This window comes from Coleofasciculus sp., from assembly GCF_046565525.1.
Taxonomy (GTDB): domain Bacteria; phylum Cyanobacteriota; class Cyanobacteriia; order Cyanobacteriales; family Coleofasciculaceae; genus Coleofasciculus.
In genome coordinates this window covers 113,426-138,297 of the sequence record NZ_JBKHUP010000005.1, presented here as the reverse complement: position 1 = coordinate 138,297, position 24,872 = coordinate 113,426, and the positions used below count along the sequence as shown (strand labels likewise).

General features: G+C 46.0%; 19 protein-coding genes and 1 pseudogene. 4 read left to right on the top strand and 16 right to left on the bottom strand.

All coding sequences use genetic code 11. The features are described 5' to 3' along the window. The 4 genes from ACLGGO_RS03065 to ACLGGO_RS03050 form a co-directional block, all read right to left on the bottom strand. On the bottom strand, window positions 1-766 hold a 766-nt coding region (locus ACLGGO_RS03065; protein WP_446418230.1), incomplete at its 3' end, for a tetratricopeptide repeat protein. A 77-nt stretch (window positions 767-843) separates the two neighbouring features. Continuing rightward, the gene (locus ACLGGO_RS03060) at window positions 844-1,374 is read right to left on the bottom strand and encodes a chemotaxis protein CheW (RefSeq protein ID WP_446338689.1); all 531 of its coding nucleotides are present in this window, start codon (window positions 1,372-1,374) and stop codon (window positions 844-846) included. A gap of 24 nt (window positions 1,375-1,398) precedes the next feature. Beyond that, complete coding sequence (locus ACLGGO_RS03055) at window positions 1,399-1,764, bottom strand: response regulator transcription factor (RefSeq protein ID WP_446338688.1); 366 nt, start codon at window positions 1,762-1,764, stop codon at window positions 1,399-1,401. A 252-nt stretch (window positions 1,765-2,016) separates the two neighbouring features. Further along, entirely contained in the window at window positions 2,017-3,315 is a 1,299-nt protein-coding gene (locus ACLGGO_RS03050) for a response regulator (RefSeq protein ID WP_446418229.1), read from the bottom strand. Window positions 3,316-4,265: 950 nt separating this feature from the next. Between ACLGGO_RS03050 and hmpF the strand changes: the two genes are divergently transcribed. Beyond that, on the top strand, window positions 4,266-6,035 hold the full coding sequence (gene hmpF / locus ACLGGO_RS03045; protein ID WP_446418228.1) for a pilus motility taxis protein HmpF: 1,770 nt from the start codon (window positions 4,266-4,268) through the stop codon (window positions 6,033-6,035). Between the two features lie 56 nt (window positions 6,036-6,091). Here the strand turns inward: hmpF and tilS are convergent, their stop codons facing one another. The 12 genes from tilS to pipX form a co-directional block, all read right to left on the bottom strand. Beyond that, the gene (gene tilS / locus ACLGGO_RS03040; RefSeq protein ID WP_446418227.1) at window positions 6,092-7,102 is read right to left on the bottom strand and encodes a tRNA lysidine(34) synthetase TilS; all 1,011 of its coding nucleotides are present in this window, start codon (window positions 7,100-7,102) and stop codon (window positions 6,092-6,094) included. Between the two features lie 52 nt (window positions 7,103-7,154). Beyond that, window positions 7,155-8,195 (bottom strand): KGK domain-containing protein, encoded by a 1,041-nt coding sequence (locus ACLGGO_RS03035; RefSeq protein WP_446418226.1) that lies wholly within the window; start codon window positions 8,193-8,195, stop codon window positions 7,155-7,157. 251 nt (window positions 8,196-8,446) lie between these two features. Continuing rightward, window positions 8,447-9,523 (bottom strand): c-type cytochrome biogenesis protein CcsB, encoded by a 1,077-nt coding sequence (gene ccsB / locus ACLGGO_RS03030; RefSeq protein WP_446418225.1) that lies wholly within the window; start codon window positions 9,521-9,523, stop codon window positions 8,447-8,449. A 91-nt stretch (window positions 9,524-9,614) separates the two neighbouring features. Further along, window positions 9,615-11,333 (bottom strand): DUF3352 domain-containing protein, encoded by a 1,719-nt coding sequence (locus ACLGGO_RS03025; protein ID WP_446418224.1) that lies wholly within the window; start codon window positions 11,331-11,333, stop codon window positions 9,615-9,617. A 277-nt stretch (window positions 11,334-11,610) separates the two neighbouring features. Then, complete coding sequence (locus tag ACLGGO_RS03020; RefSeq protein ID WP_446418232.1) at window positions 11,611-15,204, bottom strand: UvrD-helicase domain-containing protein; 3,594 nt, start codon at window positions 15,202-15,204, stop codon at window positions 11,611-11,613. Next, window positions 15,102-16,373 carry a hypothetical protein gene (locus tag ACLGGO_RS03015; RefSeq protein ID WP_446418223.1) on the bottom strand — a complete coding sequence of 424 codons (1,272 nt, stop codon included), beginning with the start codon at window positions 16,371-16,373 and terminating at the stop codon, window positions 15,102-15,104. Before ACLGGO_RS03015 ends, ACLGGO_RS03020 begins: the two co-directional genes overlap by 103 nt. Before the next feature lie 270 nt (window positions 16,374-16,643). Then, window positions 16,644-17,798: a 7,8-didemethyl-8-hydroxy-5-deazariboflavin synthase subunit CofH gene (gene cofH, locus ACLGGO_RS03010; RefSeq protein WP_446418222.1), complete on the bottom strand. Its 1,155-nt coding sequence runs from the start codon at window positions 17,796-17,798 to the stop codon at window positions 16,644-16,646. A 316-nt stretch (window positions 17,799-18,114) separates the two neighbouring features. Next, window positions 18,115-19,074 (bottom strand): glycosyltransferase family 2 protein, encoded by a 960-nt coding sequence (locus ACLGGO_RS03005; protein ID WP_446418221.1) that lies wholly within the window; start codon window positions 19,072-19,074, stop codon window positions 18,115-18,117. A 107-nt stretch (window positions 19,075-19,181) separates the two neighbouring features. Then, on the bottom strand, window positions 19,182-20,006 hold the full coding sequence (gene proC / locus ACLGGO_RS03000) for a pyrroline-5-carboxylate reductase (RefSeq protein ID WP_446418220.1): 825 nt from the start codon (window positions 20,004-20,006) through the stop codon (window positions 19,182-19,184). A gap of 51 nt (window positions 20,007-20,057) precedes the next feature. Beyond that, the gene (locus ACLGGO_RS02995) at window positions 20,058-20,642 is read right to left on the bottom strand and encodes a cell division protein SepF (RefSeq protein WP_446335878.1); all 585 of its coding nucleotides are present in this window, start codon (window positions 20,640-20,642) and stop codon (window positions 20,058-20,060) included. Window positions 20,643-20,979: 337 nt separating this feature from the next. After that, window positions 20,980-21,651, bottom strand: coding sequence for a YggS family pyridoxal phosphate-dependent enzyme (locus tag ACLGGO_RS02990; protein ID WP_446335877.1), 672 nt, complete (start codon window positions 21,649-21,651; stop codon window positions 20,980-20,982). A 66-nt stretch (window positions 21,652-21,717) separates the two neighbouring features. Then, window positions 21,718-21,981, bottom strand: a complete 264-nt coding sequence (pipX, locus tag ACLGGO_RS02985; protein WP_446335876.1) for a transcriptional coactivator PipX — start codon at window positions 21,979-21,981, stop codon at window positions 21,718-21,720. A gap of 594 nt (window positions 21,982-22,575) precedes the next feature. Between pipX and ACLGGO_RS02980 the strand changes: the two genes are divergently transcribed. From ACLGGO_RS02980 to ACLGGO_RS02970, 3 genes and pseudogenes are all read left to right on the top strand, one after another. Continuing rightward, window positions 22,576-23,055 carry a molybdenum cofactor biosynthesis protein MoaE gene (locus tag ACLGGO_RS02980; protein ID WP_446418219.1) on the top strand — a complete coding sequence of 160 codons (480 nt, stop codon included), beginning with the start codon at window positions 22,576-22,578 and terminating at the stop codon, window positions 23,053-23,055. Window positions 23,056-23,115: 60 nt separating this feature from the next. Then, window positions 23,116-23,655 (top strand): annotated as a pseudogene (locus ACLGGO_RS02975) (selenium-binding protein SBP56-related protein); the annotation flags it as partial. A 337-nt stretch (window positions 23,656-23,992) separates the two neighbouring features. Then, complete coding sequence (locus ACLGGO_RS02970; protein ID WP_446418218.1) at window positions 23,993-24,868, top strand: Rpn family recombination-promoting nuclease/putative transposase; 876 nt, start codon at window positions 23,993-23,995, stop codon at window positions 24,866-24,868. Window positions 24,869-24,872 lie beyond the last annotated feature (4 nt).

Genomic DNA, 24,872 nt, shown 5'->3' with positions numbered 1-24,872 from the left:
CATCTAGAGCAAAATCACTCGATTCTTCTTGATAATCTGCCTCAGTAAATGGGCTGTCATCTAGAGCAAAATCACTCGATTCTTCTTGATAATCTGCCTCAGTAAATGGGCTGTCATCTAGAGCAAAATCACTCAAAGAATCCTGATCATTTTCCCAATCACCACTATCTTCGTCTAAACCAGGCAAGGCAAATGGGTTGGGATCATCTGCATAACTTGGATCATCTGTCGTTTCTGATTCATCAATAAATGAACTGTCCAAGGGTTCAGTAAAGGGCGAAGATGAAGTTGAGTCAAAATCATCTCCCATTCCCACTTCATCCAAATCTAAAGCCCCTAAATCGAAATCCTCCGACTCTTCAATCGCTTCTGAGCCTTGCCAGGTTTCTAGTGTGGGTACTTCATTCAAATCATCGGTTTCATCAATATCCTGGAAACTGTTATCGAATTCTTCTGTGGATGGGCTTGAATCGACAGAATCGAACTCATTTGGCAGTTGACTAGCATCTTCTAGACCTTTATGAGCATATTCGATAAAATCAGGTTCAGACGTTAGATTAAGGACTTGTTCGTAGTGTTCCCTTGCTTGATCGTACTGCTGTAGACCATAGCAACAGATATGACCCTTAAGTAACAAAGCACTTGGATCATTGGGAAACTCTTCTATCAACCGACTAATAATATCGGCAGCTTCTTGGTATTTGCCTTGTGCGTAAGCCGTTTGCGCTTGTGTATATTCCTGGACGTAATCCGTACTTGATGCCATTGACCTCCTCCCGTTGCTCACCAGGAAAAAGGAAAAAGCAAACATTTGCTCTCTTTTTCCTTGCTTGTACTATTCATTCATGCTGCCCACCGTGCTGCTCGTAGAATTGCCACCTGATCGAGAAGTCGTAAAAATTGATTGGACTCTGGATCTAATAACCACTCTCCTTTTAAAAAAGGTGCCATCGTATCGGGAACATTCATTGCTATTTGTAATTGCTCCACATCTAACCAATCCATATCCACAATTCGCTCCACCGCTAAACCGAGCATTGTATCTTGGTCTTCGATAGCAATGACGGGAATTTCGGCTCGATCTGTGTTGACGGGTATCGCCTCTCCCAGAAATTGACCCAGATCACCCACCCAAATGACCCGACCTCGCATGTTGATCGTCCCTAATAATAAGGGAGAAGCATTCGGGATGGGGGTGATCTGGTTGGGAGATGGTTCAAGCACTTCTTTGATCCCAGTCGCTGGTAAAGCAAATTCCATACCAGAAGGGACGTAAAACCGCAAGTGCAATTCACCCTCAGGACTTTCTAATTCTTGCAATTCCGGGGCTTGATCTTGACCAGTATCTGTTAAAAAATCCGGATTTCCAACCATTGGCAGCTAGAGTCTTAACTATATTTATGACCGGAGTAGCTGTTTGACTGTACCAATCAACTCGGTGGGTTGAAAGGGCTTAGCGATGTAGGCATCTGCTCCTTGCTTCATTCCCCAATATCGATCAAATTCTTCGCCTTTTGAAGAACACATGACCACGGGTACATTTTGGGTTTTGGGGTCAGCCTTTAAACGACGACAGACCTCGTACCCATTCATACGAGGCATAACAATATCTAATACCACTACATCAGGACAAGAATGCAGAATATGTTCTAAGGCTTCCACTCCGTCGCTGGCTACAGAGACCGTCAACCCACTGCCTTTGAGGAGGTCTGAGATCATCTGTCGTTGTGCCAAACTATCTTCTACAACCAAAACTGTACTCATAACCCCCTACCTGACTTGCCAATAAGCGCACGAATTTTGAACGTGAACTGAGCTATACCCTTGAGCTATACCTTTAAACATAGATAGAGTAATGATTAATGTATCCTTTATGGTAGCTTCATCCTGTACTGACGCCCCGCCTCCATTGTGACAGGCTCAACGGCTAAACGGAGCAGGGCGTATGGCGGCATGAGTCTATGAGGTGATTGTAGCGGAAGAATTACCTTTATGCTTGTCACGCGATCGCTCTTTTTAAGCCGATGCTGACTTGGTGATATCGGTTGCCTCTACCTCCTCCTCTAGGGTTGGGCGGGAACTATCGAAACCCATTTTTTCCGGATCTCCTGGACCTACGTATTTCTCCAACAACATCAACAGCTCACTTGCTCCAAACGGTTTAGTCAAATAGTCCGTTGAGCCTACCATGCGAGCTTTGACGCGGTCAATAAAGCCATCTTTGCCCGTCAGCATGATGATGGGAGTTTGTCGAAATACCGTGGATTGCCGTAACATGCCACACAGTTCATATCCATCGAGTTTGGGCATGACTACGTCACATAAAATTAGAGCGGGTTTGATTTGAAAGAGTAAGCTCAGAGCTTCGAGGGGATTTTGAATCGCCGTTACTTCATATCCTTGAGCTTGCAACATATACTCGACAGTCTTGCCAACTGCCTTGTCATCATCAATACAAACAACCGATGGTGCATAATCTGAATAGGTGGATTCCCACGGTTGTCGAACCGCGAGGGTTTCTGGGGGTGTTGAACTCAGCAATTGAATCCAACCCCTTTGGATATAGGGATAAATGGCTCGGGTGACAGTCAGGATGTCACGATTGAGATAGCGAGCCATCTGCCGCAGAGAATTCTTGCCATTTGCCCACCGTTGTAGGGTTCTAAATGCATTTTCTGGTAATCGAGTCTTTAATTTAGTTTCATCAGTAATCACCGGGCATTGATTGGGGGATTGGATATGGGGATGAAATTGCTTCCACTCCTGTACTTGCTTCATAATCTTGGTCACTAGAGGGGCAATTTCTAAGGTGGTAAGTTGGGGCGCTAATGCTGGACCGACCTCGAAGACAAAATACCCATTGTGGAGGCTAAGCAGGTCAAATAGGGTTTCATGCACCATACTGCGAAGGATGCTGCGCCCTTGAGCCGGCGTGATAATATGGTTTTCTAGCAAAGCCCAAAGATAGCCATATTCGGGAGCATTAGTTGAATCAATCGAGAGTTCTTCTATGTCATCTAAAGCAGTTTCGGCTCGATAGCGACGCAGGTAATCGCGCAGTCGTGACAAACTGTGATCACTGTTTGCCGCGTAGGCAATTTGTCCGTTGAGGAAAAAAACAAACCAAAATGGTCCAGGGCGACGGGGTGGGGTCTCTAGGTAGGAGCGTCCCTGGATAAATTTATGACTCACATCACTACCAAGGCTATTGGCGTGGAAGCTGTGCGCCTCAACTAACAGTTCTCCTGTGCGCTGACCCAGTTCGATCAGTTGCAGGATACTGCGGATATCAATTTCATTTAACGTTCCCTGCATTTTAAGGAAAATGTACTCCTAAAACCTTGCGTTCAATGCTGAGACGAAGCATGGTCTGTTTGGTTATCAGGTTGCCTGCCATGTCAACCTCAACAAAAACTTTATGCTGTACCACCACCGCTGACTGACCATGTTAAGATATCATCTAATCAAATTTGAATGGATTGTTTAACGGCTGTATTTCAACAGAGCAATGTTAAGCTTTCAATTAACTTTACTCAATAGAGCCACTGAAATTTATACTGTTTTCCTGGGGCAAGAGTAAATCAAAACCTCTATGTATTCAGTATAATTGAGGACTAGACTTGCTGTAACACCTCCTGAGCAGGCGGATGGAACGGCGGTGAGCGATCGCGTCGATAGCCAATAAGCCCAGTTAGCTAGCATAAAGGGACAAGGCGGATGGCGGCAACGATGAATTAACCGCTAAAATGAAAACAATCAAACAATCATCTGTGTCTAGCAAGGGGTCTTACTAGCGGAAGCTAGGCATCTTGTTAAAACAGTAACAAGAATACAGCTATCCACTTACCGAACTAAATTTTATAGCCAATGGAGCGGGATTGAGCAAAAAGCTGGTATCTGTGCCAGCCAAAGACTTATAATTTCTCATAGATATTTATAACTAATTGTAATACAGCCAAAGTCATGGATCGAGAATGGCTTCGTTAAATAAACATGAATTGATGGTCGAGTGGGAAATCTGTAGCATTCCTCCATCCGTCAGGACGATCTTGTGATAGCTGAGGTCAGGACGATAGTCCAAGACAGGGCTGTCCCTGTCACTATGCCAAAGGCTAGCATTGTAGACAAAGCTGCTCGGTCTATCAATCAGGGTTAGCTCAAGATCAAATCAGGAGCAGTGCGACCAGCAACCTAATCCACTAAGAGCCAGCTCAGGTTAGCTTAGTCATGAATTGGGTACAAGACAAGTAAAGAGGACGATCAGTGTGCTGTATCTAGCAGAAGTCAAAAAGCAGAAAAGCGGTTTTGCCAGTTTTGGTGGCAGTAAGGCCGAACTCAAACTGCTGGCTTGTCAGCGGAATGATCAGAGTTGGAGCGCTGTTCCGGGGGAAGAAACCATCCCAGGAGACGAAGCCGGTAGTATGGGTGATGGGGCTTTGGTAATTGTTAACCTTGGCAACAATCGACAAGTTCAAGGCGACATTGAGCCAGCCGGGACGAGACTGGCGAACATCTTACAAAATTTTTCTCGTCTGTTGGAAAAGGCGAAAAGTCAAGAAGAAGAAATTGAACAGTGGAAGCAGTCCTTGACCTATCAAAGTCAAGAACTCAACCGCCGCGAGATGGAAATGGAAGCGCGGCTGGAACAGATGCAAGCCCTAGAGGAAGAGGCGGAACAAATTGATCAGCAGCGTCAAGACATTGAAAGTGCGCAAGAGGAATCGGAACGACTCAAAGAAGAGTTTGAGCGAAAACAACAGGAACTAGAAGGCGCTTGGGAACATCTGCGCGGTGAACAGCGGCGTTTGGAAGAGCAACAAGCGGATCGGCAACAAACCTCCGGTTTAAGTGAGGAAGACGTGGCGGCGATGCAGGAGTTGCTCGATCGCCTATCCACCGCTGTCGCTCCTACAGATACCGTGCGGGAACAGTTGAATCAGGCGTTTGAAATCGTTGATCAACAACAGTCAGAACTGGATAATGACTGGCAAAAACTGGAATATCAGCGCCAACAAGCTGAGCAACGACAAACCGACATTGACGAGCAAGAGTTAGAAATTCAACGGCGTAAGCAAGAGTTAGATCAGGTTCAAACCTCATTTGAAGAGGCGCAAGCTGAATTCAAGGTGCAGCAGAATGCCTGGGAAATGAAGCAAGAATCCGTACATATACTGAGCCTGCAACTCCAAACTCACCAAGAGTTACATCAAGAGCTTGCCCGTTTAGCAACCACCTCAGCCGATGTCAAAATTAGCCAAGAGGTTGACATTCAAGGGCTGGAAAATATGCCCCTAGGTGAACTCCAGGAAATCGTGCAAAATTTACAGCAAGATTTAGAGAGAGTGGTGCGTTTTGTCAACGATCAGGAAGAGGAACTCACATTCCAGCGCCAATCGGTAGAAGAAATACAAGAAAAAATTAATAACGCCAGCGAGTACGATCGCATTAGTTTGGAAACCGAGTTAGCCGACGAGCAAGACCGCTATCAAATGCTTGATGAAACTCTCGTCGGTCAACGCCGTAACCTGCGGGAGAGAGAAGAAATTCTCAATCAGCATGTCCGTGTCTTACGCCGTCGCCAGGGTATTAGTGACGGGAGTAGCGACGATACCCATAAAATTGACCTCGGTCCAGTCTTAAACCAGCTTGAAGCTCAGCGACAACAGCAGGAAAGCGAACTGGAAAAACTGGAAAGCCAGGTTGAGCAAATGCGCCAAAGTATTAGCCAAGCTGAGGAGATGATTGCTCAGCAAGCGAGTGAGCAAGATGCCAAACGCTCTGAGTTACAAAGCTTGGAAGAAAACTGGCAATCGATGCAAATGGAAGTCGCTGAACTTTGGAGTCAAGTTAATCTTTATCAAGAAATCTTACCGTCCAAACAAGAGGCGCTTAATCAAATTCGCCAGATACTCGAAGCAATCGCAGAAGCGCTCAATCAAATTCAGGAAGTTGGCGACTATCAACTCCAGGCAATTTCTGAGATGCGACAAACGGTTGATGGCATGGTTGAATCACCGGAACTGGCGGCTTCATAATGGAGCATGGCTCCAAGGCTCCAAGGCTTCAAAAGCACGTTTCTACATGGCTTCCTCTACTCCCTCTGACTGTCGTGCCAAATAATCCAGTCCCCTTGGACTTGAGCGCTTGCTCCTCCTGGAAAGGATGAGGTACCAGAGCGATTGGGTGCATTAATTAAAGCCGTAATCGCTTCAATTTGCTCAAAATTGGCAGCCGTCGATTGGACAATTGCTAGAAACTGTCGAATAGCACGGCGTTGTAGGGCGAGATGAGCTTGTCGCAAGACTAAGCGATTGAGTTTTAGAGCTGTCTTGGGTTCATTCTCACTCGTAGAAACCATGGCTTGCTCGCGTAATGATCGCGCCGCCGTCTCTAAATACTCAACATCAGCGCGTAACAGTTCTGCTGTATGACCAACAACCGTTTCCACTTGCGGATTAAAATGAGTTTTGAAATAAGGTAGCACCTCTTGGCGAATGCGATTGCGAGCATAGCGCAGATCTTGATTATAGGCATCCAGCCAAACCGGTAAGTGCTGTTGATCTACAAACTCCCCCGTTTCCCCACGGGTGACTTCTAGTAATGGGCGCACAAGCTGCACCCCTGGGACTAGAGGACGTTGCCAGGTCAGCGATTGTAGACCATCAACCCCTGTACCTCGAATCAGATTATACAAAACCGTTTCCGCGCGATCGCTCTGGGTATGAGCTGTGACCACATCTTGAAACCCATGAGTTTGGGCAATCTTACCTAATGCTTGATAACGCCATTGTCGAGCCGCCCCCTCACTCTGAGTCACTTGAGCCGCGATTTCTAGATAAAAGGGAATTGCCCAACCCTGAGCCAGTTGTTGAATGTGATCCGCCAACCCCTTGTCTGCGGGCCAACGGTGATCACAATGGGCGATCGCGAGCTGCCATTTCCACTTCGGCTGCAAATCCAAAAGCAGTTTCATTAAACAGAGGGAATCTTGTCCCCCTGATACAGCCACCAAAACATGACGACTCGGCGCTAAGATCTGCCTTGTCTTTAGCGTTTGATGAATACGGGCGTGAAGCGGCGTCCAATCCGAACGTTTAGACATGCTTACAAGTTCATCAGCTACCAACCTGTTAATTGAGCCAACAGGAACAACGTTACTGATTACTTCGCCAACTTTCTTGACTCATTTCTTGCCAAACATCATCGAGAAGCGAGTCTGTATCATTATCATTCTCCTCCTCCTCGAAGCTTGAGGATAAATCGCTCAAATCAAACTCATCTTCATCACTAGCAGAGGACTGACCAAAATCAAGTTCCTCATCACTTTCTGTGGCAATCGCTCCCAGATCTAGCAACTCCTCATCATTGCTGGTGCTTTCCTCTTCCATCTCCAACTCTTCTTCAATGCTTTGGGAGAGTTCATCGAAGTCATCACCAAAGCTAGCTGATGTGTCTTCTTCATCACCAGAGAGTTCATCGAAGTCATCCTCAAAGCTAACTGATGTGTCTTCCTCATCACCAGAGAGTTCATCGAAGTCATCCTCAAAGCTAACTGATGTTTCCTCCGCACTGGGAGACATTTCCTCGAAGTCATCCTCAAAGCTAACTGATGTTTCCTCCGCACTGGGAGACATTTCCTCGAAGTCATCCTCAAAATTAAAAGGTGGCTCTTCCTGTTCTAATTCCTCCATTTGGAAAGTTGCCCCCCTTTGCTCCATCTCATCATAGATGTCACTGGGGCGGTCTTGCTGTTGCTCCTCATCGCTGAAGGCAGATAACTCATACTCCTCCTCATCCAGACTCATAGACGGCTGCTGTAAATCGAGTTCCTGATCCATGGTGGTTGAGGAGTCTGCCAAAGCGAACTCATCCTCACTCTCATCTTCCCCACTGACCGATTTTACTGGCTCCTCATCCTCAGCCACCTGAGGACAAAATTCCAGATTAATTCTCACCTTGCCTTTTTGCCAGCCACTTGAACTAAATCGCAAGACTTCACAGGAGATACCCTCCTCACTAAACCAGGCATCCTTGTCTTGAGTCCATTCACTTAACCCATACTCAAGCTGCGTTTTGAGCGCGTCTGCCAATTCGCCTACTCGGAAGGTATGATGCCCAATTAAGATTTGTGCTGATTCGTCAACGGATAAGACTTCACCACTAGCAAGTGGCTCAAACTGATTATCTACGCCCATTTTCCCCGATTAACGTTCTACTTTTGTGCTTAATCATGATTTACAAATTGGGTCATTAGCTGGATCACCTAGGATTGACACTCCCCACGCATAAATGCGGGGGATTCTTGCATCTAGTTACTCGCTCCTGAACGGAGCGAGTCGTTTGAGCACGATCGATCCGTTCAACTGACGCCTGACACGGCGATTGTTTGGCGCTCCCCCGACTTCGGTAAGCGATTTGGTCGTCGCGTTGATCAGTCCTGGAATCCCTAGAAGAACCAGCCGTAGGAATGCAATCCTTTACCCAATAGATTCACCCCAAGATAACAAATCCAGACTACAACAAATCCTGTTGCCGCTAGGATAGCAGGTCGGCGTCCTTGCCAGCCTCGGGTAATGCGAGCATGAAGGTAAGCGGCAAACACTAACCAGGTAATTAATGCCCAGGTTTCTTTTGGGTCCCAACTCCAATACGAACCCCATGCCTCATTTGCCCAAACTGCACCGGCAATAATGCCAATCGTCAGCAACGGAAATCCTAGCCCAATAATCCGATAGCTAATATTATCTAACGTATCCGCTAAGTTTAGACGTTGGGGAGAAAGGGTGGGTGCGCGACGCAACTCTGATGCGGAGGATGGAGCAGACGTGACAGCATCTAGAACGGCTGTGCTTGTCGAACCCGACTTGTCTTGCCAACTCATCGCCATTGCCCCATTATCGCCACTCACCTGAGGCTGGAGGTTATCCTGATTCCGTTTTAACTGATAGGAAGCATTCCCGGTCAAGTTATCCTTACGGCGATAGCTACCTATACCGACAGAACTACCTCGCAGTTCAACATTTTGACCACGAGTCACGACTAAAAAGGCGATCGCTAACAGTGCTCCCACCATTAGTGTGGCGTAACTGAGCATCATCACACTGACATGCATCATCAGCCAGTTGGATTTCAGCGCCGGGACTAAAGGCTCCGCCTGTTGCATATCCGCTGGTAGTGACAGAGCAGCAAAGGCGGTAATTCCCATGGCGACGGGGGATGTAACCACACCCACCCAACGACTCGCGCTCATTTTTTCCGCTACCAGATGCATCGCTGTGATCCCCCAGGCTAAGAAAAAGAGCGATTCATAGAGATTGCTTAAGGGAAAATAACCTGCATTCAACCAACGGGCGCCGAGTAACGCGGCGATACACAGGTTGGCGATGATCATACCCGTTCCGCCCAAGGTGGGCAGATAGGGAATGTTCTTAAACGCAGCCCCAACCCAATACAGCAGCATGGTTACCAGGAGAACTGCAAATGAAATATTATCTAAGCTGTTTTGGAGTGAAACTAGATCCATAAATATGCTTCTCGACTCAATCGTTTGCAAATAAATTGCCGCGTTACTATTATCCTATCGGGATTGCTGCCTTTGACGAGAGGCGAAAAACCTAATCATAACGATTTTCTGGATTCTTGGGGATTGGGGATGGAGGAACCGGAACTTGATTGGACGGTAGTATTGTTTTTAGCTTGACAAATAAGTCAAAGCGTGTTTCACTCTGATCTTCAACTGCCGACGTAAAACCGATCGCACGGATTGCCTGAATCATCTCATTGAGTTGAGGGGGAAGTTGAGGCAGATTTAAATTATCTTGATTTAAGGTACGCTCAACCTCAATGAAAACTTGACCGTTATGGGGGCTAGGTTTTGTGGGTACGATTTGCTGAAATAGGGGCGTTTGAGTCAAGGGGGCTTGAGGTTGAGGGACAATGGCATTAGCAATGGGTGCGCCGAAGGTGAGGAAAGCGATATTTCCTTCTAACCAGCCATGGGTAGCGGTTACGCCCCCTAGGGGAGAGATCCATTGCACCACAGGTTGACTATTGAGTTGGGTGTTTTCAACGGTAAACTGATAGCGAGTTTCCATGACTTGATCAAGCTGCTGGAAAGCTTTTTCTGTACCCGCGCGATCGCTCGATAAAATCATTAAGGCTACACCCGCCCCTAGGGTTGTCGGCGGCTGATTTTCTGGCGGGATGAGCAAATCCTCAGTTGCGGGGATGAGAGCGATTACCCATTCCCCCGCCATCCAGGGTAATAAATCTTCTTGGACATTTAAACCCAAGATTGTCTGTACACCCGCACTTAGATTCGCCGGGGGAATGGGGATCAGGGGATTAGACGGGGCGTTTTGGGCATAACTGTTCCACAATTGGGCTAAATTACTACCACTGAGCATTAATCGGGTATTGGCGGGGAGGCGTCTGGGTAAGCGGCTACTGGTATTTTCTACCGGATAGGTGTTTTGGCTATTGGGTTTGAGCCAAGAAATCCCGCGAAAACGTATCCCATCAGACTCTAAGGATAGAGTTGTCGCCAGCCCTTGCTGGGGTTGGCTTTCGGCTATTTGTTCCGGGAGAAGCTCCCGCGTGGAGTTGGCGGCGGCGGTTGCGGTAAAGACGGGTAGGTTCAAGTACACTTGAGCAAACCCCTGGGCGGTGTCAATTTTAGCCAAATTTTCAATATATCCCGGTGTAGCCGCCACAGACGCCGCACCTTTGTAGGTGTCAATCACCTGATTCATGGTTTGGGGATTTGACGTAACCACGACAAAACTTTCCAAGACGGCGACAGAATAGTTTTGACTATTTGACTTTTGGGTTTGGCGAATTTGAACCCCGCGATAGCTTCTCTCGCCAAATTGGGTGACTTTCTGAGACTTGGTTTTATCCCAGATTTGTCTGGCTTGGGCGGGGTTGTCAATGGGTAAGAGGATCAAGTCGGGGAGTTTGATAAACGGTAATCCGACAGAAGAGGTTTGCCCCGGTTCTGTTTCTGGTGCAGATGTACTATCACCCCGATAGGCAATCATTACCGTTTCCCCTACCCACGGTTGGATATCCTTCTGGTAGTCGTAGCCATTATCTGTTAGCAGGCTTTTCTCAAGTTGGGCGAGTTGTTTGCTCAACGTGGCTTGAGTGGTGGGTGTTCCATATTGCTGCAATTGTCGCCATTTATCGGGATCTGTAGACACCGATGCGGTGATCAGGGTGTCTTGAGGGACGAGTTTTGCCCCCACTGGTGCATTTTCTAGCCAGAGATTACGTTGTACGAACAGAGAATAGGCTATGACACTCCCGCTAATCAGCACAACGACTGTTGTCAACGCTAATCGTGGAAGGAGTTTATTTTTTTTGACCATGAACCGACGCGATCGCGCTTGCAGTGTTATTGCTAATTTAGCAGGGGAGAGGTGTTTTGACCCTTCGTTTCGCTAATGGGATCTGGCGCCTGTGTAGGGGCGGGTTTTACCACTATCATTTTTGACTTCACCCTGATGTGACTAAACCCGCCCCTACTTGATCCTTCGCCCTTGCTAGTCGGACAGGGTTTTGAATTAATTCCCTAGGTCAAATTTCTTACATCTGTTATCGAATGTGGGGCTAGAAATCATCCTCAGATCGTAAGTATCCAGCACAGTTGACGATGTAGTAATATCCCTGCGCCAACACGGATTGACACAGATTCTGGTTGAATTTAAATCCATTTTCGCCTTCCTTGGGAACACGAAAACGCGAGATGCTAGTTACGCGAATACCTTGTAATTGTAAGCCATTCTGGTTGGGGAACCATTGCCGAATGTAGGTGGAGTTTTCTGGCGTAACTCTGCCAATTTTGGTTCTCAGTATCGGGTGAAAAAGATGGTAATAGCTTTGGTTTCTTCCCCTGTCCCAAATTAATTCTAATGGATCACCTTCACCGATTTGCTGGAAAATTAAATCCTGTAACCCCTGACCCTTTCCGTTTGTGAGTTCTCGCTGCGTCTTAAATCTAGCATAGTTATCATTAGCGAAGTTGAAAAGAGTAAACATTACTTCATTATTAGTTACATAACTGTCACCTGAATCAAACTTTAACCCTAGCTGCCCATTTTCCTTAGCCTTAATAGGCTGTCCTGCGGCTAATCGTTCTTCACGCTCCCCCTCGATTAAATACAAATAATCCCGCGCTCGTGTCATGGCAACATAACGCACCCGTCGTTCTTCTTCAATCTCCTCTTTGTCCGAAATATCTTTACTACAATCGGCAGCCGGAATTAGTACAGCATCAAACTCTAATCCTTTAATTTTGTGAATGGTTGAGAGTATAATCTCTGGCTTTCCTGGCTGATTTTGCTGTTGATATTGCTTAGAAAACCAGGTGAGTTCGCTCAGATGGCGAATATCTTCAATCTGTTCAATAAATTCTGAGATCGGTGTATCAGGAGAATAGCTCTCCTCAAATGATAAAGCCGCTTTTTCCAAAAATTCATAGGAGCTTTTACTCCATACTCCCTGATACGGTTTCAGGCACTCCTGAGTGCGCTCTTCGATGTTTACTGCGAATGACCCAATTTTCTGTTCCGGGTTTTGTTTGAGTTGATCCAACAAAACAGCGACTTCACGTAGATCAGCAAACCGCTCTCGCCCACCTTGAACTCTAATATAAGTTCTTTTACTAAACCGATCTCGAATATCACCTAAGATGCGGTAAAGTTCAGGATTAGTCCGGAAGAGAACGGCAAGAGAACAAAGATGAGGACGCTTTAATAGCTCATCAATTGCTTCGAGAATTTTTTGAAGATGAGCATTATTCGCTTTTTCTAGCTTCACTTCTCCTGTTAATGTCTCTTCATCCCTACGTCCAGATTGAAGTTGGTTTTGTCGCAAACGATGGCAATTTCGGCTGATGTATGCTTCGGTTACATCGAGAAGTGGTGAGAGTGCCCGATAGTTTATAAACAAACTTTTTTTGTGGGCGTCAAACTCTTGCTCGAACCGTTTAAAATAAGAAACAGATGACTTAGATTCTTTCCCATTTTTGCGATCGTATCCGTATATACTTTGGTCATCATCCCCAATGGCAATCAGTTTAGTATTGTCACTTTTGATCCGCCTGAGCATTTCATAGCGCTCTTGAGTTATATCCTGATATTCATCAATAAAAATATAATGAGGAGCATCACGACTATCGGGTCTAATTAGGCTTTTATTCGTTTCCGTGATTTCCAAATACTTTGCTGGATAGTCTTCTAGAGAACAATTTTCATCCAACTGATTGCCTAAAGTGCGGCGGACATAGCCATGAAATGTGTAGATAGGGAGACTCCCATAAGCGCTAGCATAGCCTAAATCACGGAGGAGTCGGCTTAGGCGCGATCGCAATTCGGCAACGACGGCTGCATTATATGCCAGCACAAGAAGATCTGCCGGATTTTCCCGTTGCTCTACAATCAGATAAGCCACACATAGCAACAGTGTTTTCGTCTTACCTGTACCGGGTCCAGCTATGACAATGAGAGAGTTTCTCGGACAAGCCTCAACAATTTCCTTTTGCTCTTTGTTTAATTCGGCTATCGCTTTCTTAAAAGCGTCTTGGCGAAGTTGTTGACCCAATCGACTATTGCCAGATAATTGGTTCAAAATTATGTCTTGAATTTCGGCAATATTTTTACAAGCAAAATAGTCTTTTATGAACTCACGTTGATGGCTTTCCGGAACTTCTGTTAGTGTTGCCAAGGCATTTAATCGCCATTCCTTGAGTAAAAAGTAATTATTAAAGTCTTCTTGAATCTGACTATCAGATTGATTTATGTTTTCTTCTAAAACAGCTTCAGTAAATCGCTTTTGTATTTTAACGCTGAGTGAAGTTGGCAGAAAATCCTGCTGATAAGCAATATAACCCAGACTTCTGAGCCAGTACAGAGCGGCTTTTAAACGGTCAGGATTATCGATTGCGGCGGCTTGCATCAAGTTACCCAGATTAATGGTCTTTTGTTGTTCATGTTCTTGCTTGATTAGAAGTAAAATCTGTTGGCAAATTTTATTAATCTGATCGAGTTCCTTGTCCAGATCATTCGACTGAATTCGGATATCATAAATAATATCTCGCTCTAAACGAGTGCGTATTTTAATGCCATCTAATTTATTGAGTAAACGTACCATCGGAGTCCAAGATTTGAGGAAACGCCGTTCCTCTGGAGTGGGTGACTCATTCGATCGGGGGAAAAGTTCACTAGCTTTCTGAGTCAACCTTTTTTCGATGTCAGATTGACTTATTTTCACATTCAAGCTTTTTTGTCGCCATTCACCGATTAACTGCAATAGGAATTGATAAGCTTTCAACCATAACTTATCTTTGTCACTTGCCATTTCCGTTTGACCAAATTTTGTCATTTTGATGCGGAAATGACGATGCCAACAAATGATCTCTTGTTGATGCAGTCGAAACAGTTCCCGAAAAACCTCACTAAAACTATTGAGATTTAAGCAGGTTTGAATGTCCAATAGTGAAAGACTGACCCACTTTTCTGTTGTCCCTCCCCGATCACGTATCCGTTCACCTAAGCTGGAGTGAGTTGACAGGTTAGCGACTCCCAATGATAGGTCAACGTGGGAAACTACCCGATCGCCCAACTCGATTCGCTCTAATTTTTCTAGCCAATGCAGCAACATTCGCTGAGTTGTTTCCGGATTCGTTTTATCTTTTAGCGAATCGGATTCTGTAATCAGATCAGCCGGGATAATCAAAGAATGGGATGGGTTGACGAATTGGGTTTGGTAATCCGCGATCGCGACTCGCATTGCCTCAACATCACTCCAGTGTAAGCGGTTTCTCTGCAGCTGCGATCGCGCCTTGGCAAAGCTTTCTTTACTGTAGAAGAGAATGCAGCGTACTTTGTCATCTCGAAGTTCAGCATCTTGCCGTTTCTGCTCGTTTCTCCCAGCTCTTCCAATCTCTTGCAGGTAGTCTTCTAGTGAATCCGGCGGTTGTAAATGAAAGGCAAAATGAATATTAGGAACATCTATGCCCATCCCAAATGCTTTGGTTGCCAAAATTACAACTTTTGTGCCCTCTCGAAACTCCTCCTCAGTTTCCTGGCGGGCTTCGGGTTTCATTCCTGCATGATAAAAACCAACCCGAAAATTACGCTGTCCCGCTTCCTGGAATTGCTGATTAAGCTTATCTGCATACTCTTCGCATTTGAGAGGAAAAATGAATCGGACTCTTGTTTAGCTTTTTCGCGAATGCTTTCTGGCGCTTCATCACTGCGTTGGTACTGATTAATAGCTAATTCCAGCACTTTTTCAGCATCTTCAATAGCTTTGTGACTTGTCTTGAGTGCATAGCAGAGACGCAGTGGACAAAGCTTCATCTCTTCCTCAAGAGTGTCAACTATATCAACATTGTCAACATCACAACCTTTCTGGCGCAAGATAGTTAAGTCCCATACCTTAATATTATGCCCAATCACTCTTTTTCCTGCCGTAAATTCATTAAACTTACGCCGAACCTCTTCATCCGAAAATTCTTGTCCAGTTAAATTGACTAATGGTGTTCCCCGTCCCCATAAAGCAAACTGCCAGATTCTATTCCCATCTGATTCGAGGTCGAGGGCAATACTATTCTTTTCCCATTCTTCTTGTTTTTCTGACCAAATGATTTTCTGTATTTTGGGAAAATAGACGGCTAATTTTTGAACTTTATCCGTCAACCAAATGGTCGAGTATCGCTCCTGGAGCAAGCGAGTTAAGCTGTTTTGCGTGTTGGCATGTAGGGAAAGGGAAAACGCAAAACTCTGGTTAAATTCTTCAAGCTGCTGCTTCAACCAAACTATAGGATCATCAATTGAATAAGCATCCGGTTGACGAAACATCTCAACCAAACCATCGGCTAATACTTGCCTATCTCCTACTGCTTCTGCTTTATCTTTGCCGAGAATAAAAGATTCATGGGGGATAGCCAGAAAGTCAATGCCGTTGACATCTTCACAACCGGGTAAAATTGGGAAAATTTCACAGTGAAAGAAGTCACTCTGACCAAATTCATAACCGGGCAAAATGACACCTTTTTTCCCTGTAGCTAGAGAAACATAGTCATCTCCTTTGCGCCAGATAAGCTGAAGAGAGGGTTCTGATTCTACGCGGATATCATCGGCTTGTTGTCCCTTATCTGTGTCAATAATAATAAAAGATACAACAGGTAGTAGACGTTTCTGATCAGATTCACGCCTAAACCAGGGACTAATTGCTTTAGGTAGGGATGTGACATGAAACCAGACTGATTGACGAGTCTCGAATTCAAAGTATCCAAACCCTCGGTTACAAATATTTTGCCAGCTTTTAACTTGTATTGCTTTGTATCGCTTTGGCGTGGTAGACTGCATCGACTGTCCACTCCTACTTTACCCAACCGTCAATTGTAACCTCACTCAGATGTATCTTGGTAAAATCCATCACCCAATCCTGATACCCGGTTGGGGTGCATAGTAGCATTTTGACTTGTTCTATGGCGCAACTGGTTGAAGCGACAGAAAATCGATCTTAGAACGAATGGCACGTTCCTCCTATTCTGGTGGGCAGTGCCCACCCTACGGTATATTAAGGGTTTAGGCGATTATGCGCCCCTACTTTCGGAATTTTTTTCCCCTTTGGGCTTATGCAACTGAAAATTGCTGTAGCATCGGTCGATAAAGTGTATCTCGTTGCTGGTAGGGACGCCCTAGCGAACGAATCGCGTCCTGAAGCGTCTCAACTTCCATACAGGTTCCCCCTTGAGCGCCTGCCATGGTGGTGATATGTTCTTCCATTAACGTGCCGCCAATGTCATTACAGCCCCATCTGAGGGCTTCTTTCGCACCAGCAAGACCCAATTTCACCCAGCTTGGTTGATGGTTAGTAATCCAATTACCCAAGAAAATTCGCGCCACAGCCGTTAATAATAGGGCATCATTGAGAATCGGTTGATCTCGCCCCACACGTTGACGTAGCGGTTTAGGGGCATCTTGACCGATAAACGGCAGTAGAATAAACTCTGTGATATAGCCGGAGTAGCTTTGATTGCGAGTTCTTTGCTGGAGCGATCGCAGCTTGGCTAAATGCCCCATTTGTTGTTGCTTGGTTTCAATATGACCCGAAAGCATGGTGCTGGTTGTGGGCATTCCCAATCGATGTGCCGTTCCCACAATTTCTAACCAGGTTGCCGTATTCGTCTTTTGCGGACAAAGGATGCGCCGCACCTCATCATCTAAAACCTCAGCTGCTGTTCCAGGCATTGAACCAACCCCAGCGTCTTGTAGTGCGGTAATCACCTCAGCATAACTCAATCCATCTTGTTCAGCGATAAATTGGACTTCCTGGGGGGAGAAGGCATGGAGATGCAGTTGGGGAAATGCTTGCTTGATGGTTTGCACCAATTCCAGATAATAGGGTAAAGCCGCACCCTTAATTTTTGCCTCTGGGTTTAAACCCCCCTGCATACAAATTTCCGTCGCCCCCTGTTGTACCGCATCCCCCGTCTTTTCCAGAATTTGCCCCCAATCTAACCAATACGCACCCTCTGTACCCGCATCGCGGCGGAAGGCACAGAAACTACAGTGCTGAGTACAAATATTAGTAAAGTTGATATTACGGTTAATCACGTAGGTGACGCGATCGCCAGCCTGATGGTAGCGCAATTGATCAGCCGTTTCCTGAATCGCCGCCACAGCAGCCGATTCAGTTTGCTCCAGGAGAATAACGCCATCATCTGGAGAAATGTCTTCACCAGCTAGGGCGCGGTTAAGAATTGCATCAACGGAGTTGGTAATCACAGGGTATCTGGGAAAGACAGGGCAACACTCATCCTGATAGTACTACGCCCTAGAGTATCGATCCAGTAATCATTGACACTCCCCCGGCTGAAGGCGCAGGGGCTTGCACTATCGCATCTTTGTCATTAGCCTGCCCTTTAGGGAAGCGAAGGGGCTCAGCTACCGATATGGGATTTCCATATAAATCAAAGTTGCGTGAATAATGACCAAAGTTCAGGCTATAGACGTAAATAATTTTTAGGTAAACTAAAATTATTTTTATATTTTTTTTGCCTACTCAAGGGGAATAGTTTTTGATTATAAAATATTGACAAAATTAACAGGTTGGGTATCTAGATTGCTCAGGGAAACCACCCACTTCTGCTAAGGTGTAAAGGGGTCGGGCTTTGACCTCTTCATAAATTCGCCCAATATATTCCCCTAATATACCGATACTGATGAGCTGCACCGATCCCAGAAAGAAAATGGCGATCGCGATCGTGGCAAATCCTGTTAAGGGGGAATTGGGTGAGGTTAAACGCCAGTACAGGACTAACACCGACATGAATAAAGCTAACGCCGCCGACAGCAATCCGAGATAGGTGGATAATCGTAACGGTACTTTAGAGAATGAGACTAAACTGTTCACTGCTAACGCCAAGGATTTACGAAATGTGTATTTAACGTCCCCAGCAAAACGGGGATCACGTTCAAACCGAATAGCGGTTTGCCGAAAACCCACCCACGATCGCAAGCCTCGAATGTAGCGGTTTTGTTCGGGCATGGCATTGAGCAGATCAACAACTTGCCGATCCATTAAACAAAAATCACCCGTATCTGTGGGAATATCCACCTCGGCGAGAGACTTGAGTAGACGATAAAATACATAAGCAGTGAAGCGCTTAAACACACGTTCCTGACGACGTTTAATGCGCTGAGCATAAACCACTTGATAGCCTTGTCGCCACTTTTCCACCATATCTGGGATTAACTCGGGTGGATCTTGCAAATCCGCATCTAGGACAACAATAACCTGACCCCGGGCAAAATTCAGACCTGCCGTTACAGCAATCTGATGCCCAAAGTTGCGTGCCAAACTCAGATAACAGACTCGCTTGTCCTGCTGGTGAAGTTCTCGGATAATCTGTACTGAGCGATCGCGACTGCCATCATTAATTAAAATGAATTCTACAAGACCATCCATGCGATCGGCGACAGCGCTGATCCGACGATACATTTCCCGGAGGGTTTCTTCTTCGTTATAGATGGGAATGATCCAAGAATACTGAGGCGGCATCGTCTATAAAATAAATGACGAATGACTTAGCTTGCTTCTCGAAGAGCAAGTATGACGAATGACTTAGCTTGCTTCTTTTCGGGAGCGAGTATGACAAATGACGATTCCTATTGACCCAATTGTTGAGAGCGCCGATAAGCGGCTTGTACGGCTTCTATAAGTGCTGAACGGAAACCGGCACGCTCCAATTTAGCAATTCCAGCAATTGTAGTGCCACCCGGACTCGTCACTTGATCTTTAAGTTGAGCGGGGTGGATTTGTTTATCCTGCAACAGTTGTGCGGTTCCCCATACCGTGGAAAGAGCTAATTTAGACGCGATCGCTCTCGGTAGTCCGGCGGCTACACCCCCATCGGCTAAGGCTTCAATCATCATTGCCACATAAGCAGGTCCCGATCCCGATAATCCGGTTACCGCATCCATTAAGGATTCTGACACCTCTACCACGTCGCCCACCGCGCCAAAAATGGTTTTTGCCCCCTCCAGGTGCTTCGGGGTGACGGTTTTTCCTGGTGCGATCGCGCTTATTCCTGCTCCTACAGTTGCTGGCGTATTTGGCATCGCCCGAATGACTGGCTGATGCTCAAATACGGCTTCAAGTTTCCTGAGAGACACACCCGCTAAAATCGAAATTACTAGAGGCAGGTTCTCTGGATGGGGAGGGGTAGCGCCCCATTTCGACACCAAGCTACTCGCTACCGCCTGAAGCGCTTGAGGTTTAACTGCCAATAGTAAAACCTCAAGCGCTTCCGCCGCCGCCCCGTTATCAGAGGTCACTCTCACCCCATACAGTTGCCTCAAAACCTCTCGTCGCTGTGCTTGGGGATCACTGACCAGCACATCATCAGGGCGATAAACTTGCTGAGCGATTAGGCGAGATAAGATCGCTTCTCCCATTACCCCACCGCCGATTATGCCAAGCTTGATAGACACCCACCCTTCCTTGAATGAACGGACATTCGATTCTCGACAATTTTAATTAGATTACTGAGCCATCCGCTCCGGCTCAGATGTCCAACTCGGAGGAGGCGTTGAACGTGACGCACGAGTTGGTTCAGAAACTTCGTGAATTACACCTGATTGAGTGCTAACCTGCACGCAACTTGGTGTAAATAGGAAAATACTTTCACCAATGCGCTCTTGATGACCGTCAATCGCATACGTTCCGCCCGCGACAAAATCCACGGCTCGTTGAGCTTGATCTGGGTCCATCATGGTTAGATTTAAAACCACAGACTTGCGCTCTCTCAGGGCTTGAATCACCTGGGGCATTTCTTCAAACGAACGTGGCTCGATGACGGCGACTTCCGAAATACCGTTTACCGCTCCCGGCATACCAATCACATTATTCATGTTTACCGCTCCCATTCCTGAATCCGATCCTACAACGGTTCGTTCCCGAACCCGACGTCGAGGAGGACGTTCTTCCTCCGCAGGCGCTGGCATAGGTGGTTCTTGCTGATAGAGATTTTGATACGTCTCTCCATCCACATCCTCGTATTCATACTCATATTCGGGATCATTAGGACCAACCACAAAATCTCGCAGCTTGTTAAAAATATTGTTCATTGGATTTACTCTCCATCACAACTTTAGGATTTGTCGGGGGAAGCGCTAGAATCGACCCTCGTTGAGGTATAAGTCTTTAACTCTTGCGGGTTGAGACCGAAACTCCAAGCAAACGGCTAGCTTACCCCGCGATCGCTTAACATTTCCTACCACCGGAGCTTGTTAAAAGTAAGCCCTTAGTATACACCCGCTTCTAGTCAAACGGGTAGTTCTATGCCATAGGGGCGAAAATACCCAGGAATTACTCACAAGACAATACTTATCATAAGAGTTATTTTGGCACTATACAGCAGTTGCTTACTCATGATGCTGATTAATCACTCCCTTCCTCGCCTACTTAATCCCCACGTTCACCAAAAATAGTACGCCCTAGTCTTACCATCGTTGCACCCGCTTGAACCGCTAGGGCATAATCCTCTGACATTCCCATAGAAAGCTGCTGCATTCGCAAATTCGACCAATTTTGCTGTCCAATTTCATTAGCCAGATCACGAGTCCGCTCAAAGACACCCAGAGTTTCCTGGGAGGACAATCCAAAAGGTGGAATCGTCATTAATCCTTTAATTTGCAACGCTTTACACTGATCCAGTTCAGGTAGAGTCGAGAGCAATTCCGGTATCGTCCAACCATACTTATTGGGATCAGGCATAATTTTGACCTGGAGACAGATTTGGGGGCTGACGGCGAACTCAGAGGCGAATTGATTCAGTCGCTGGGCTAACTTGAGGCTGTCACAGGAATGAATCCACTGAAATTGAGTTAAGGCTTTTTTCGCCTTATTGCTCTGAAGATGTCCGATCAAATGCCAGGTAATGTCAGGCAAATCTTGAAGTTCTTCCTGTTTAGCCGCCGCCTCTTGAACTTGGCTCTCGCCAAAATCTCGCACGCCAGCCTGATAGGCTTCGCGTATTGCCTTTACCGACACTCGTTTAGTCACAGCAATTAACCGCACGTCTGGCGGTAGCTGTTGGCGAATCTGAGCAATACGTTCTGTAATTGAGCCTGTCATGATTTGAGATGAGCAATAAGGGAGTCACGAGAGAGAGTGAATCATCCAAAAATCAACGGCTAATGCTCATTGGAACGTTTGCTTATGAATTTTCTGAAGCTGCTCAAAATCTTTGGATGCACCCATACGACGGAGAATGCGGAGACGATTTTCCACTAAATGGCGAGCATCTGACCGACTAATCGGTTCAAACGCCAAACCATTCGAGCCAGTCGTCACCAAAAAAAATAGGCGCTGGGCGTAGAGAGTGGTGAACAGTTCCTGGTTCTCTTCAACCATGCAAACACGAAAAAGTAAACCAAAGGTGGGATGATTTAGATAGGTTTCCATTAAAACCCTGGGATAGAGCTGTTAAACAACAGATTGGACATAAGAGAATGAGTATTGGAGGAGATGTCGCATAAGTTAGTCATTGTTAAGCACAATTATCAATAGGTCATCGAGAGATCAGCTAAATTAGTCTACAGCTTATTATTGATTCCCCCAAACTCACCGCAGCCCTTCACAGTGCTACCATCCTCAAATCGTTATATCACGCTTAGCATCGCTTAAGGCATCCTTTGGTCATTGTATAAGCTGTTGTGGATCTAAGAAGCACAATAGACCTATGAGTTTTCTGTCGGTTGCCGATTCCCTGTTCCCTGTGTCCTGCTCAAACCGCTTCGCTGCTGGCTACCTTTATGCCAGGACTCATCATATAGCGAAAGGCTCCAAGGCTCCAAGGTTCCAAGGCTGAAGGTTTATTACTGGTACGTGGTTGTTTGGGCTTTGCGGCGACAGCCGTACCATTAAGTTAAGTAAGGGCGCGATCGCTACTGCCAAGGTTGTCAGTCATTTCTGTTGACCACAAGGGTGAATCTCCCTGCACCTGTGCGGTACAAATAAAATATTCTCCATCTACCGTTGTTAACCCCCAAAGTAACCATGTCTATAGCCTCTCCCCAAAAACCGCAAACCCATGATAACTTTGCCATAACCTTTGCCCCCCTATCCCTCGCCGATGTCTATACCCTCGCCGACGATCCCGCCAATGGTGCAGTCGTCGTCATGAGTGGCACCGTCCGCAACCAAACTGACGGCAAACCCGTTGTGTCACTGGAATATCAAGCCTACGAACCCATGGCATTGCGCGTATTTGCCACCATTGCCCAAGACATTCGACAAACTTGGACTGACGTCAATCGCGTCGTCATTCACCATCGCATCGGACGCCTACAAATTGGCGAAATTAGCGTCTTAGTTGCTGTAGGCTGTCCCCATCGTTCAGAAGCCTTTGCTGCCTGTAAATATGCCATTGATACCTTAAAACATAACGCCCCCATCTGGAAAAAAGAACATTGGTCAGATGGTGCCAGTACCTGGGTGAGTATTGGCGCTTGTGAACAAACAAATAGTTCTTGTTAATTTAGAAAATTGCAGCCAAATATCGGATAAAATCAAAAATCAACAATCAAACTTTTTCCTATGACCCATGCCTGTTGTGGACCCGGTTACGCTTCCCCTGAAGCAGCAATGAAAGCAGACCGGGAAACGGTTCTCTATACCATCGCCCTCTATACGGGAACGGGAATTGAAGAACCGGACTACTTAGCCACGATTGATGTTGATCCCACTTCCCCCACCTACTCCCAGGTGATTCATCGCCTACCCATGCCCTACATTGGCGATGAATTGCACCACTTCGGCTGGAATGCTTGCAGTTCCTGCCACGATGATAGTAACAAATCCCGCCGCTTTCTAGTTATCCCTGGAATCCGTTCGAGTCGGATTTATATTGTGGATACAGCGGAACCCAAAGCCCCCAAACTGCACAAGGTTATCGAAGCCGAAGAAATCAAAGCCAAAACCAATCTGAGTGCGCCCCATACTGTTCATTGTCTGGCAAATAGTCAGGTGATGATCTCCATGCTAGGTGACAGTGAAGGGAATGGTCCGGGTGGTTTTCTGCTATTGGATGAAAACTTTGACATTGCCGGTCGCTGGGAACATCAAGCGGAGGGGATGCTACATCCGATATTTGGATTTAGCTCGATTAGGGGTACAGCATTACCCCTTGGTGTTAACTGAACCCGAAGAAGCCCTGATTTCTTTTGAGCGAGCGGCATTTTCAAGGGTGCCGCTTAGAGTTCTCTTTTTTAACGTTTAGCACCAAGATAGAATGTAGTGAACAGGTATCCTTAAACGATTATGCGATCGCACTTACTTGCAGCGTTAGTTAAAAAGGGTATTCAGGGGAACTACCCCAACGTCAACAGGCGGAAGGAATTGCTCAGCTTATCATGAATCATGAGGGCGAAAATCTGCCAAAATATATTAGGTAAACGTTTCCATTGATGCCCTTATGCCCCAAACACACATCCGATTTGATTGGGCGATTAAAAAATTACTGAGAAACAAAGCGAATTATGGTGTTTTGGCTGGGTTTCTCAGCGAGTTATTGGGGAAATCCATCAAGATTCAATCAATCCTCGAAGGTGAAAGCAATCAACAAACCGAGGATGACAAGCTGAATCGAGTCGATATTCTGGCAGAAAATGACCAGGGTGAATTAATTCTGATTGAAGTGCAAAACAATACAGAGCAAGATTATTTTCATCGGATGCTCTACGGCACATCGAGATTAATTACGGATTTTCTGGAAAAAGGAGAAGCTTACGGTAAACTCAAAAAAGTTTATTCAGTCAATGTCGTTTACTTTTCTCTGGGGCAGGGGGAGGATTATATTTATAAAGGGATATTAGATTTTCGGGGGTTGCATCTAGAGGACAGGTTGGGGCTATCAATAAACCAGCAGAAGTTGTTTAATATCCAAGAGGTATATGAGATTTTTCCGGAGTATTATGTGATTAAAGTCAACAACTTTAACGAGGTAGCGAAGACTCCCTTAGATGAATGGATATATTTTTTGAAAAAGAGCCAAATCAAAGAGGAATTTACCGCCCAAGGGTTAGCGGAAGCGAAGGAAAATTTACTCGTCGATAGCTTGAGTGCAGAAGAAAGAGCGAACTACCTAAGATTTATGGAAAATCGGCGCTATGAAGTTAGCCTGATAGAAGGTTCGCGCTCAGAGGGAAGATTGGAGGGAATTGAGGAGGGCAAACAGCAAGAAAAGATTAACGTAGCGAGAAAACTCAAACAAAAAGGGACTGATATTGACACCATCACAGAAGTAACAGGACTGAGTAGAAAAGAGATTGAGAAATTTGATATACCGTAGGGGG